Raw genomic sequence first — 13,059 nt, 5'->3', positions numbered from 1 at the left:
TCCCCCCACCGGACCAGCCGTCCCCCCAGCGGACCGGCCGCCCCCACCGACTCCCCGCCCACCCAAGACGGGGTCGCACCACCCATCAGGAAAGGCACTTTTCGTGCGTAACACCGCCAAGATCACCACCGCTGTCCTCGCCGCCGGAGCCCTCACCTTCGGGCTCAGCGCCTGCGGCTCCGGCAAGAGCTCGTCCTCCTCCGCCGCCGACACGAGCGGTCCGCTGGTCGTCGCCGCGAGCCCGACCCCGCACGCCGAGATCCTCAACTTCGTGAAGGACAACCTCGCGAAGAAGGCGGGCCTGGACCTCCAGGTCAAGGAGTTCACCGACTACATCACGCCGAACACGGCGACCGAGGACGGCTCCGTGGGAGCCAACTACTTCCAGAACCAGCCGTACCTGGACGACTTCAACAAGAAGCGGGGCACCCACATCGTGCCCGTCGTCACGGTGCACCTGGAGCCGCTCGGCCTCTACTCCCACAAGGTGAAGAGCGTCGACGCCCTGAAGAGCGGTGCGACCGTCGCCGTCCCCAACGACTCCGTCAACGAGGCACGGGCCCTGAAGCTGCTCGCCTCCAAGGGGCTCATCACCCTCAAGGACGGCGCCGGCAGCGAGGCGACCCCGCAGGACATCACCAAGAACCCGAAGGACCTGAAGTTCAAGGAGGTCGAGGCGGCCCAGACCCCGCGCTCCCTGGACGACGTGGACGCCGCGGTGATCAACGGCAACTACGCCATCTCCGCCGGCCTCAAGCCCGCCAAGGACGCCCTCGTCCTGGAGTCCGCGAAGAACAGCCCGTACGGGAACTTCCTCGCGGTCAAGAAGGGCAACGAGAACGACCCGCGGGTCAAGAAGCTCGCGAAGCTCCTCACCTCGCCCGAGGTGAAGAAGTTCATCGAGGACAAGTACCAGGGTTCGGTCATCCCCTCCTTCTGATCCCGCCCCGACCCGAGCCCGCACACCAGGTACACCGCGTATCGCCACGCATGGGGTCCACGCCCTCACCGGGTGTGGACCCCGTGGTGCGGTTCGGTGCTTTCATGCTGCATGCTGGGCAGTTCAGCAGCCCTGACGGTTTCCGAAGGTTACGGAGCGGCGCAATGACGAGCACCTTCCCCAACGTCTCCATCAGCACGGAGCGGTTGGTACTGCGCCCTCTCGACGAGGACGACGTCCCCGCACTGGCCGAGATGATGAACGACGAGCTGGTCGGCGCCTGGACGGATGTGCCGCAGCCCTTCACCGAGGAGGCCGCCCGCACCTGGATCACCGAGTACGCGCCCACACAGCGGGAGACGGGCAGCGGCCTCGACCTCGCGGTCACCGAGTTCCTCACCCAGCGGCTCGTGGGCGTCATCCAGCTCGGCCGGACCAACTGGCATGTGCGCTCCACCGAGCTGTCGTACATCATCGCCCCCTGGGCCCGCGGCGAGGGCTATGCCTCCGAGGCGGCGCTCGCCATCGCCCAATGGCTCTTCGGCGACCAGAAGTTCGAGCGGATCGAAGTGCGTACGGCGGCCGACAACGCCGCCTCCCAGCAGGTCGCCCAGAAGATCGGCTGTATCAGCGAGGGCGTCCTGCGCAACGCCTGCATAGCCCACCTCCGTACGGAGGACGGCACCTGGACCGACGTACGCACCGACTTCATCGTCTGGAGCCTGCTGCCGGAGGATCTGGACGGGGTCAGCGAGGAGCTGGCCGACATCGGCGGATTCACGTCGTTCTCCAACTGGCGCTGACCCCGGCGATCCTCTCCCGACGGCCGGGCCCCCGGGCGGGCGGCGCGGGGTCGACCAGGTAGTCTCACGAAGCCTGCCGTGCGGGCTGCCCCCTGACGACCTGCGAAGACCTGCTGGGAGACTGACGACGATGGCCGACCGGGTCACGGTGATCGGCTGGGACGGCTCGCCGCTGACCGCAGCGGCGCGCTCCGCACTGGGGGCCGCCACGCTGGTCGCGGGCGCGGCGCACCATCTCGCGCTCCCCGAGGTGCCGCGGACGGCCGAACGCATCCGCCTCGGCAGCCTCGGGCTCGCCGCCCGCCGTATCGCGGCCCACCGGGGCACCGCCGTGGTCCTCGCCGACGGCGACCCGGGCTTCTTCGGCGTCGTACGCACGCTGCGCGCCCCCGAATTCGGCCTGGAGGTCGAGGTCGTCCCGGCCGTCTCCTCGGTCGCCGCCGCCTTCGCGCGCGCCGGGATGCCCTGGGACGACGCGCAGGTGGTCGTCGCACACCGCCGCACCCTGCGCCGCGCGGTGAACGTATGCCGGGCGCACGCCAAGGTCGCGGTCCTCACCTCACCGGGCGCCGGGCCCGCCGAACTCGGACTGCTCCTCGAAGGGGTCCATCGCACCTTCGTCATCTGCGAGGAACTCGGCACCGCGCGGGAACAGGTCAGCGTCGTCACCTCCGACAATGCCGCCGACCACACCTGGCGCGACCCCAACGTCGTCATCGTCATCGGGGGGCCGGTGACCGCGGCCGACGACGGCGGCTGGATCGCCGGCCGCGACCCGGGCGCGGCGCCGCGCGGCTGGGCGCTGCCCGCCTCGGCCTACGGCGGCGGACTCGGCGAAGGGGAAACGGATCTGCTGCGCTCCGTCCAACTCGCCCGTCTCGGCCCACGGGTGGGCGACCTCGTGTGGGACATCGGCAGCGGCAGCGGGGCGTTCGCCGTGGAGGCCGCCCGCTGCGGGGCGGCCGTCCTCGCCGTCGACCGGGACCCGGACGCGTGCGGCCGCACGATGGCCGCTGCCCGCCGCTTCGGCGTCCAGCTCCAGGTGGTGCACGGCGTCGCCCCGCACATCCTCGAGAACCTGCCCGAACCGGACGTCGTACGCATCGGAGGCGGGGGAGCCGCCGTGGTCTCCGCCGTCGCCGACCGCCGCCCGCAGCGCATCGTCGCGCACGCGGCCACCCGGGACACGGCCGAACTCGTCGGCCGGGACCTGTCGGAGCACGGCTACGACGTCGAGTGCGCTCTGTTGCAGTCCGTCGAGCTCGACACGCGGGCCTGGACGGAGAAGGAACGGAGTGTCGCGTTCCTGCTCAGCGGGCGATTGCCCGAACGCGCCCCGTGATCCGGTTGTCGTACCGGCGCGGTAGGCTGGCCGACCGTTGTACCGCACTTGGGTGATCCGGCACTACGTCAGCCAATGTCCGGAAACCATGCCTCTTTTGCGGGCAGTGCGGTACGGCAGAACCGGAGGGCGCGCAACGTGGCGCAGTCCACAGCGGGGCGTCGTGGATCAGGCTGCCACGAGGGCGGGACGGCCGCGACAATGACGTTGAATGGCTTTGTCGTCATTGTTGGCGGGTCGTTCGTGCCGCTGGGCACGCACGCTCGTTCTTCACTGCGGGCGGTCGGCGCGCCGGTTCGGGCGAGCTGGTCGTAGAAGCACTAAACCGATGGGCGAGGGGTACGCATGACCGACACCGGCCAGGTCCCGGGTGAGGGACTGCCGGAGAGCGCAGGCATGGTGGATCAGCCCGGCGTCCTCGCGCCGGGTGTGTACACCTACCTCGACCCCTCCGACAGCCCCGCCGAGGACGACGACCTGCTGCTGATGCCCGGCCAGCAGGGCGCATGGGGCAACGAGATGCCGCAGCCCGCCCCCGCGCCGTACCCCCACGAGCCGGGCCCGCACGAGCCGTACCCCCACGAGCCAGGCCCGCACGAGACGTCCGGCCGGGACAGCGGCTCGATCGACGTCGGCGCGGTCCGGATGCCGCCCCCGGGGTCCGCCCCGCAGCCGGCACCGTCGCGCCGTCCCCTGCACCTCGGCCCGCCCATCCCCGACGCCACCCTGAGCCCGGTGCGTTCGCTCTCCGACCGTGGCCCGGCGCATGCGCCGATGCGCCCGGCGGGGCCGCCGACGACCGGCCCCGAGTACCTCGACGTGCCGCAGCTCCCGGACAACTCCCCGCAGGGAGCGGTGCCGTGGGGTGCCCCGCCGCAGGCACCGGCCCCGGTGGGTCATGAGGGGAGCGCCGCAGAAACGGTCGCTCCGGTCATGGCACCCGAGCCGCTCCCGGCCGCGGAGCCCATGACGTTCGCCCCGGAGGCCACCTCGTTCGCCCCGGAGGCCGCCCCGTTCGTCCCGGGGGCCGCACCTCAGGTTCCCGAGGGTTCCGGGCAGTTCGAGATGCCGGCGGCCCCGGTCGGTCCCGAAGCCCTGCACGCCCCCGGTACCCCGGCCCCCGCGGCGCCGGCCGGCTCCGAGGCGCGGCACGTCCCGGGCCTGCCGCAGGACGGCCAGGGTCTGCCGCAGCATGTCCAGGGCACGGCGGAGCACCTCCAGCACCAGCCGCAGGTCGCGCACGACCCGCCCACGGCCGAGCCCGCGACTGCCCATGTGCCGCCCGCCGCCGAGGTCGTCCCCGCCCCCGAGTACCTGGCCGCCCCGGAGAGCGCGCCGCTCCCGGCCGTCGAGCCGGCCCCCGAGAGCACGCAGGGCCCGGAGGCGTCGACCGCCGTGCCGGCCCTCGACGCCGTACCGGCACCGGACGCCGCACCCGCCGAAGTCCTTCCCCCGGCCGACGGACCGTCGGCCGCGCTCGCCCCCCAGACCCCCGAAGCGGCGCCGGACGTACAGCCGTCGCACGCCGCCGCGTTCACCGGCGCCCCGCACGCACCGCAGCCCGGGGACGACGCGTCCCACGCGGGCGCGCTCCCGCAGGCGCCCGACGCCCGGACCACCGCGGACCCGGCTCTCGCGGAGCATCCCGCCGCGGCCTTTGGGCCCGGCACGCCCGTCCCGGCCCAGCACGCGCAGGACCCCGTCCAGGCCGCGGCCCCCGCACCGGACCAGCAGCCGGCCGAGACGGGGCACGGCGCCCCTTCCGTCCAGGCGGTCGACGCCCCGGTTCAGGAGCACGCGACCCCGGTCGCGGAACCCGCCGCGGAGGAGCCGCAGTCCGCGGTCGCCGAGTCCGTCCAGGCCGTGCCGGCCGCCGTAGCCGCCCAGGCCGCGGTGTTCATGACCGCCGCCGAGCAGACTCCCGGCGAGCAGCCGGCGCACGGCGAGCCGGCCGCCGTTCCGGCGGAGCCCGGCCCGGACCACTCGCTCGGCCGTTTCGTGCCGGTTGAGGGCACCGTGCCCGCCGGCCCCCAGCTGGCCCCCACCCCGCCGCACGCCCTGATCGTGCCGCCGGAGCTCCCCGAGGACCAGCAGGCCCCCGAGGAATCCGCTCCGGCCGACGCCGAGCAGGAGGCGTCGGCGGGCGCCGTACCGGCGACGGAGGAGCCCGTCACCCTCGTCCCCGCGCCCCGCGAGGGCGAGCCGTCCGCCCGGGAGCCGCGACCCGCGGACCCGGAGCCCGTAGTCGCACAGCAGGCGGAGGACCTGGACACCCGGGCCGCCGACCAGGAAGAGAGCACGGCCGCAGTGACAGACGTAACCGAGTCCAGCGGCCCGGCGGCGCCCGGATACGACGACGCCGAGCGTGAGACGGTGCTGCGCGTGATGCGCGAGCGCCGCGACATCCGCAACGGCTTCCGCAGTGATCCGATCCCCCACGAGGTGCTGCTGCGCGTCCTGGAGGCCGCCCACACGGCACCCTCCGTGGGCCACTCCCAGCCATGGGACTTCGTCGTGATCCGGTCCGCCGACACCCGTCGCACCATGCACGAACTGGCCCAGCGTCAGCGCGAGGCGTACGCCAAGTCGCTGCCCAAGGGCCGGGCGAAGCAGTTCAAGGAACTGAAGATCGAGGCCATCCTCGACACCCCGGTCAACATCGTGGTCACCGCCGACCCGACCCGGGGCGGCCGCCACACCCTCGGCCGGCACACCCAGCCGCAGATGGCCCCCTACTCCTCCGCGCTCGCGGTCGAGAACCTGTGGCTCGCGGCCCGCGCCGAGGGCCTCGGGGTCGGCTGGGTCAGCTTCTTCGACGAGCGTGAGATGGTCCGCGCCCTCGGCCTGCCCGAGCACCTGGAGGTCGTGGCCTACCTCTGCGTGGGCTACGTCGACGAGTTCCCGGAGGAGCCCGAGCTGATGCAGGCGGGCTGGTCCAAGCGCCGCCCGCTGTCCTGGGTCGTGCACGAGGAGACATACGGCCGACGCGCCCTGCCCGGCGAGGACCCGCACGATCTGCTCGCCGAGACCGTGGCGGGCATCCGTCCGCTGGACGCCAAGGCCCTCGGCGAGGCCTGGGAGCGGCAGAAGCGCATGACCAAGCCCGCGGGCGCGCTCGGCATGCTGGAGATCATCTCCGCGCAGCTGTCCGGCCTGTCCCGGCAGTGCCCGCCGCCGATCCCGGAGCCCGCGGCGGTCGCGATCTTCGCCGGTGACCACGGGGTGCACGCCCAGGGCGTCACCCCTTGGCCCCAGGAGGTGACGGCCCAGATGGTCGCCAACTTCCTCGGCGGCGGCGCCGTCTGCAACGCGTTCGCCAACCAGGTGGGCGCCGAGGTCTGCATCGTCGACGTGGGCGTGGCCGCCGACCTGCCGGCGACCCCGGGCCTGCTGCCGCGCAAGGTCCGCGCGGGCACGGCGGACATGACGACCGGCCCCGCGCTCACCCGTGAAGAGGTCAAGCAGGCGATCGAGGTCGGCATCGAGACGGCCCGCGACCTGGTGGCGGCCGGCAACAAGGCGCTGCTCACCGGAGAGATGGGCATCGCGAACACCACGGCCTCCGCCGCCCTGATCGCGGTCTTCACCGACACCGACCCGGCCGAGGTGACCGGCCGGGGCACCGGCATCAACGATGAGACGTTGGCCCGCAAGACGGAGGTCGTGCGCCGCGCGATCGAGCTGCACCAGCCGGACCCGGCCGACCCGATCGGTGTCCTCGCGGCGTTCGGCGGCCTGGAACACGCGGCGATGGTGGGCCTGCTGCTCGGGGGCGCCTCCCTGCGCACCCCGGTGATCCTGGACGGCGTCAGCGCCGGCGCCGCCGCCCTGGTGGCCCGCGCGATCGCCCCCGAGGTCCTCGCGGCCTGCATCGCCGGTCACCGCAGCGCGGAGCCCGGCCATGTCGCCGCCCTGAACAAGCTCGGCCTGCGCCCGCTGGTCGACCTGGACCTGCGTCTCGGCGAGGGCACCGGCGCGCTCCTCGCGCTGCCGCTGGTGCAGAGCGCGGCGCGGGCGATGCACGAGGTGGCGACGTTCGACTCGGCCGGAGTCACGGAGAAGTAGAGAAGCCGGAGTCACGGAGAAGTAGAGAAGCCGGAGTCACGGAGAAGTAGAGAAGCCGGAGTCACGGAGTAGTAGAGAAGAAGCAGAGCGGGAGAGAGGTGCCCGGGGCCGCGGCCCCGGGCACCTCGCCACCGGGCCGCGGGCGGGCAGCCGTCGCGCGCGCCGATGACCGCGGCGCGGAGCCCGGTCTGTACTCCGCGACGGTGCCCCAGGCACGGCCCACCTGCCCCGCCTCCTCGCCCGCACCGTAAAATCCGCATGTCAGGGCCGCTGCAGAGCGCAGAGGCATCGTCGCGCACTGCCTGCACGAGGAGCCGTACCTCCATGGCCGAACACCCCCCGTACCCCGTAGGGCTTCGCCTCCTTGGCCGTCGCGTGGTCGTCCTCGGCGGAGGCCAGGTCGCCCAGCGCCGTCTCCCGGCGCTGATCGCGGCCGGCGCGGACATCCGTCTCGTGTCCCCCGAGGCGACCCCCTCGGTCGAGGCCATGGCGGACGCGGGCGAGATCACCTGGCTCAGACGCCCGTACCAGGACGGGGACCTGGCCGACGCCTGGTACGCCCTCATCGCGAGCAGTGACCCCGAGGCCAACACGGCCGCCTCCGCCGAGGCGGAGCGCCACCGCGTGTGGTGCGTCCGCTCCGACGACGCCGACGCGGCCACCGCCTGGACGCCGGCGACGGGCCACAGCGAGGGCGTCACCGTCGCCGTACTCACCACCGAGGCCAAGGGCCGCGACCCCCGGCACACCGCCGCCGTCCGCGACGCGGTCGTCGAGGGGCTGCGCGACGGCACGCTCGTCGCCCCGCACCACCGCACCCGCACCCCTGGTGTCGCGCTGGTCGGCGGCGGCCCCGGCGATCCCGACCTCATCACGGTCCGCGGCCGGCGCCTGCTCGCCGAGGCGGACGTGGTCATCGCGGACCGGCTCGGCCCCCGCGACCTGCTCGCCGAACTGCCGCCGCACGTCGAGGTGATCGACGCCGCGAAGATCCCCTACGGCCGCTACATGGCCCAGGAGGCCATCAACAACGCGCTGATCGAGTACGCGCGGCAGGGCAAGTCGGTCGTGCGGCTCAAGGGCGGTGACCCCTTCGTCTTCGGCCGGGGCATGGAAGAGGTGCAGGCACTGGCCGCGGCCGGCATCGCGTGCACCGTGGTCCCGGGCATCTCCAGCTCGATCTCGGTGCCGGGCGCGGCCGGCATCCCCGTCACCCACCGCGGTGTCGCACATGAGTTCACTGTGGTCAGCGGCCATGTCGCCCCTGACGACGAGCGCTCGCTGGTCGACTGGCCGTCGCTGGCCGGGCTGACCGGCACCCTTGTGATCCTCATGGGGGTCGACAAGATAGGGAAGATCGCCGAGACGCTCGTCGCCCACGGCAAGGCGCCCGACACACCCGTCGCCCTGGTCCAGGAGGGCACCACCGCCGCTCAGCGCCGGGTCGACGCCACCCTCGCGACGGTCGCCGAGACCGTACGCGCCGAGGACGTGCGGCCACCGGCCGTGATCGTCATCGGTCCGGTCGTGAAGGAAGGCCCGCGTCCCGACGCGTGACGCGGGTCCCACCGACCTGTTCCAGCCGTTCGTAACCCGCGGTAACCCGGCCCGTTCCAGCCGTTGGCACCGCTCCCAGGACAAGGCAGTATCACCCTGTGGCCGATCTCATCACCGTCGAGGACCCCACCGACCCGCGGCTTCGTGACTACACGGGCCTGACCGACGTGGAGCTGCGCCGCAAACGCGAACCCGCGGAGGGCTTGTTCATCGCCGAGGGCGAGAAGGTCATCAGACGGGCCAAGGCGGCGGGCTACGAGATGCGCTCCATGCTGCTGTCCGCGAAGTGGGTCGACGTCATGCGGGACGTCATCGACGAACTCCCGGCCCCGGTGTACGCGGTCAGCCCCGAGTTGGCCGAGCAGGTCACCGGGTACCACGTGCACCGTGGCGCCCTCGCCTCCATGCAGCGCAAACCGCTGCCGACGGCGGACGAGTTGCTGGCCACCGCCCGCCGGGTGGTGATCATGGAGTCGGTGAACGACCACACCAACATCGGCGCGATCTTCCGTTCGGCCGCCGCCCTCGGTATGGACGCGGTCCTGCTGTCGCCCGACTGCGCCGACCCCTTGTACCGCCGCAGCGTCAAGGTTTCCATGGGCGCGGTCTTCTCGGTGCCGTACGCCCGCCTCGACAGCTGGCCGAGAGACCTGGACGCGGTCCGCGGCGCGGGCTTCAACCTGCTCGCGCTCACCCCCGACGAGAAGGCGAAGACGCTCGACGAGGTGGCACCGCACAGGATGGAACGGGTCGCGCTGATGCTCGGCGCGGAGGGCGACGGCCTGTCCACCCAGGCGCTGGTCGCCGCCGACGAATGGGTCCGCATCCCCATGGCCCACGGAGTGGACTCCCTCAACGTGGGCGCGGCGGCCGCGGTGGCCTTCTACGCGGTGGCCACCGGGCGCCCTCAGCTTTAGCGAGCCCCCAGCTCCAGCGAGCCCTCGGCTCCGGTCGGCCGCCGCTCAGCCCTGCCGGTTCAGCTCGCTCCTGTGCTGCTCGGCCGTCAACGGTCCGGTCAGGGGGACGGAGGACCGCTCGGTGCGGATGTCCTCGCGTACGTGCCCGTCGTCCAGTCCGCGCGCCGGGCCCTGACAGCCCTGTGCGGCCGCGATACCCAGCGCCACCAGCAGCGTCACCACCACGAACACGAACAGCCGCTGGCGCAGCAGCCGGGGGTTGGCCGGGCGGCGGCCGGTCCCGGTGGTGCGGGGCGCCGGCCGTCCGGTCCCGCTGCGCGGTGCGGGCCGGTTGCCGGAGCGGGTCGTGTTGCGCTGCGAGGGCGTCGGGCGAGCCCCGGGCCGGGAGCCGTTGCTGCGGGGCGGGGGAGTGCCGGGGCGCCGTACGGTGCGCTGCTCGGCGTACTGCTCCGCCAGCCGCCCCGTCGGCCGGTCCGGCTCGCCGCGCTGGGCGGCCGGCCTCACGTCCGTCAGACCCTGTGCCTCCCGGGCCGCGATCTCCTTGAGCCGCAGGGAGAGTTGAAGCGTGCTGGGCCGCTCCTCGGGGTCCTTCGCCAGACAGGCGCGGACGAGCGGGGCGAGCGCGTCCGGCACCCCGTGCAGCTGGGGCTCCTCGTGCACCACGCGGTAGAGCATCACCTCGGAACTGCCGTGTCCGAAGGGGGAGTCGCCGGTGGCCGCGTACGCCAGCGTGGCACCCAGCGCGAACACGTCCGTGGCCGGGGTCACCGCGGCCCCGCGCACCTGCTCGGGAGCGAGGAAGCCGGGCGACCCGACGGCCGTGCCGACATGGGTGAGCGTCGAGGCGCCCGTCGCCCAGGCGATGCCGAAGTCGATGATCCGCGGGCCCTTGGGGGACAGCAGAATGTTGGACGGCTTGAGATCGCGGTGGACGACCCCGGCCTCGTGCACCGCCACCAGGCCCTCGGACAGCGCGGCGCCCACGGCGGCCGCGTCGGCGGCCGTCAGCGGCCCCTCCTCGGCGACCTTGTCGTGCAGGGAGGGGCCGGGCACGTACTGCGTGGCGAACCACGGACGGTCCGCCTCCAGGTCCGCCGCCACCAGGCGCGCCGTACATCCACCCCGAATCCGCCGCGCCGCCGAGACCTCACGCGCGAACCGCGACCGGAACTCCTGATCCTCCGCCAGATCCGGCCGGATCACCTTCAGCGCGACCCGCTGGCCCCGCTTGTCGGAGCCCAGATAGACGACGCCCATCCCGCCCGCGCCGAGCCGCCGGTGAAGTCTGTACGAGCCGACGACACGCGGGTCCTCACGCCTCAGGCGCATCATCGCCATGTCCATCCCCGCTGCCCGGTCCGTCTGACGAGCCACAGCTTACGTTTCCACGGCCATGTCCGCGCAGAGGCCGCGCCCTCTCGAGCCGATCGATTGTCCGTGCGGGGCAGGAAAATTGAAGGTCGGTCAGGAAGGAAGTGAACGGAGCGGCCGCACGCCGTTCATGATCCCAACCGGCGGTCCCCGTAAGGGGGTTGGATCCGTGCGGGGTGACCGTGCCGGGACGGCCGTGGACGCCGGGGGGCCGACGCGCAGCTACGCGGTGGTGGCACGCGGTGTGAATCGCCGGGAGGCGGTCACGGTGCGCGAGGGAGGCTCGGAAGTGAGCGAAGTCACCCGGTGAGCGCCGCGGGCGTGCGGAGCGGAGGGGTGCGCCGGACCTCCCCTCCGGGATGACCCTGAGACCTAGGTCCAGGTCTCCACCCAGGGGAGTACGCCACCGTTCATCGCTCATCCTCCGGGAGGCCCGGGAATCGATACGCGGGCATGACGCCCGCGGCGCGCCCGGAGCCTAGATTTGAAGTCAAGCGGCGGGTGGCGCACTCGTCCCCCGAGGTCAGACACTCGCCGCTGCCAACGACAACAGAACCACGGTCAGGAGAGGGACCATGGCCCACACGGCACCGCGGACGCTGCTCCGCACACGGGGACGCAGGACGTACCAAGCGTTCGCCCCCCGGCGCCCGGGCCGCCGCCACCCGCTGGTGGCGACCGCGATGGTCCTCCCCCTGGCGGCCCTGCTCGTGTACGCCTTCGGCGGCTGGGAGGCAGTGGTCACACAAGCGTCGTCCGTGGGTGTGATGCTGGGGCGCTGAGCGGCGCCCCGGGCCCGGAAGAGCGGTCCGGGCGGGGACATCAACCCATGAAACCCCGTGGGGACGGGGGTGCGGCGGACGGCACAGACGCCCGCGCAGCTGGGGAGCTGCGCGGGCGTTGCTTTTTGCCGGGGCACCCGCGCTCCTGCGGGCAGGTTCGGTGATCGCGGCGGGAGCAGGGCGCCCGCCGGGGTGCCGGGTTCCGGTCCGAGTGCCAGACCCCCTTCACCCCGGCCGCCCCCCGGGCCGTACGCTCCCGGCACAGCCCTCCGCAGACCCCTGAGGACCAGTGAACGTACTCCTGCCCGTGCTCACCGCGACGGCGCACGCCGTGGCGCATCCCGCCGGCGGGACCTGCCGCTGCGCGATCGCGGGCGTGGTCCTGGCCGAGCGCGACGACGACGCGGCCGTCGTCCGCCACGGCGACACCGTCGTCAAGGCGCACACCCCGGGCACCGATCCCGGCGGGCTCGGCCTCCGGCTGGCCACCGCCGCGCGGCTCCCCGGCGTCCTTCTGGCGCCCCTCCGCCCGGAACCCGTCACCGTCCACGGGCGTCTCGTCACCTTCTGGCCGTACGGCACCCCGGTGGACCCCGATACCCCCAAGGCCGCTCCCTGGGAGGCCGCCGCCGCGCTCCTCGCCCGGCTGCACCGGGCCCCCGCGCCCGCCGGACTGCCGCCCATGCGCGGCCCCGCCAAGGCCGCCCGCGCCATCGAGCGGCTGCGCGCGGCCGGCCCCCACCCCGCGGCCGAGCCCGTTCTGCGCGCCTGGGCCGCGCTCCCGGCCTGGGCCCGGGCAGAGGCTCCCGCGCCGCCCGCGCGGACCCTGTGCCATGGCGATCTCCACCTCGGCCAGCTGGTACGCCATCCCGCGGACACCGGCGGGTGGCTCCTCATCGACGTGGACGACCTCGGCGTGGGCGACCCCGCCTGGGACCTGGCCCGTCCGGCCGCCTGGTACGCCTGCGGTCTGCTCCCGCCCGACGAGTGGTCCCGCTTTCTCTCCGCGTACCGGGAGGAGGGCGGCCCGGCCGTCCCCTCCACCGGTGACCCCTGGCCGGTGCTCGACGTCCCCGCACGTGCCCTCACCGTACAGACCGCGGCCCTGGCCATCGCCAAGTCCACCGCGGCGGAGCGCCCCTTGGCCGAGGTGGAGCGGGCGGTCGTCGACGCCTGTGTCCGAATGGGGGCGATTCCACCCGAATTTGCGCACGAAGGTGCCCAGTAGGCTGCAACCGACCGGCTTCGATCGGAGTCCCTATCTGGCGAAGCAGTACCGAAG

9 protein-coding genes are annotated in these 13,059 nt (G+C 73.4%); 8 read left to right on the top strand and 1 reads right to left on the bottom strand.

The annotated features are described in order from the left end of the window. Nucleotides 1-103 precede the first annotated feature (103 nt). The 6 genes from AB0L95_RS31100 (at nt 104) to AB0L95_RS31075 (ending at nt 9,624) form a co-directional block, all read left to right on the top strand. Nucleotides 104-940, top strand: coding sequence for a MetQ/NlpA family ABC transporter substrate-binding protein (locus AB0L95_RS31100; RefSeq protein WP_365167270.1), 837 nt, complete (start codon nt 104-106; stop codon nt 938-940). 164 nt (nt 941-1,104) lie between these two features. Next, a complete protein-coding gene (locus AB0L95_RS31095) occupies nt 1,105-1,743 on the top strand; it encodes a GNAT family N-acetyltransferase (RefSeq protein WP_365167268.1) in 639 nt (212 codons plus the stop codon). A 130-nt stretch (nt 1,744-1,873) separates the two neighbouring features. Then, nucleotides 1,874-3,085, top strand: coding sequence for a precorrin-6y C5,15-methyltransferase (decarboxylating) subunit CbiE (gene cbiE, locus AB0L95_RS31090; protein WP_365167265.1), 1,212 nt, complete (start codon nt 1,874-1,876; stop codon nt 3,083-3,085). 345 nt (nt 3,086-3,430) lie between these two features. After that, complete coding sequence (cobT, locus tag AB0L95_RS31085; protein ID WP_365167263.1) at nt 3,431-7,150, top strand: nicotinate-nucleotide--dimethylbenzimidazole phosphoribosyltransferase; 3,720 nt, start codon at nt 3,431-3,433, stop codon at nt 7,148-7,150. 324 nt (nt 7,151-7,474) lie between these two features. Beyond that, entirely contained in the window at nt 7,475-8,707 is a 1,233-nt protein-coding gene (cobA, locus tag AB0L95_RS31080; RefSeq protein WP_365167261.1) for a uroporphyrinogen-III C-methyltransferase, read from the top strand. 98 nt (nt 8,708-8,805) lie between these two features. Beyond that, nucleotides 8,806-9,624 (top strand): RNA methyltransferase, encoded by an 819-nt coding sequence (locus tag AB0L95_RS31075; protein WP_365167258.1) that lies wholly within the window; start codon nt 8,806-8,808, stop codon nt 9,622-9,624. A gap of 45 nt (nt 9,625-9,669) precedes the next feature. Here AB0L95_RS31075 and AB0L95_RS31070 read toward each other — a convergent pair whose 3' ends face one another. Continuing rightward, a complete protein-coding gene (locus AB0L95_RS31070; protein ID WP_365167330.1) occupies nt 9,670-10,968 on the bottom strand; it encodes a serine/threonine-protein kinase in 1,299 nt (432 codons plus the stop codon). Nucleotides 10,969-11,570: 602 nt separating this feature from the next. Between AB0L95_RS31070 and AB0L95_RS31065 the strand changes: the two genes are divergently transcribed. Both AB0L95_RS31065 and AB0L95_RS31060 read left to right on the top strand, forming a co-directional pair. Beyond that, nucleotides 11,571-11,777, top strand: a complete 207-nt coding sequence (locus AB0L95_RS31065; protein ID WP_365167255.1) for a hypothetical protein — start codon at nt 11,571-11,573, stop codon at nt 11,775-11,777. 289 nt (nt 11,778-12,066) lie between these two features. Further along, nucleotides 12,067-13,005: a phosphotransferase gene (locus AB0L95_RS31060; RefSeq protein WP_365167253.1), complete on the top strand. Its 939-nt coding sequence runs from the start codon at nt 12,067-12,069 to the stop codon at nt 13,003-13,005. Nucleotides 13,006-13,059 lie beyond the last annotated feature (54 nt).

The sequence above is a fragment of the Streptomyces sp. NPDC052036 genome (genome assembly GCF_040680495.1).
GTDB lineage: Bacteria > Actinomycetota > Actinomycetes > Streptomycetales > Streptomycetaceae > Streptomyces.
This window is presented reverse-complemented; position numbering and strand designations above follow the sequence as displayed.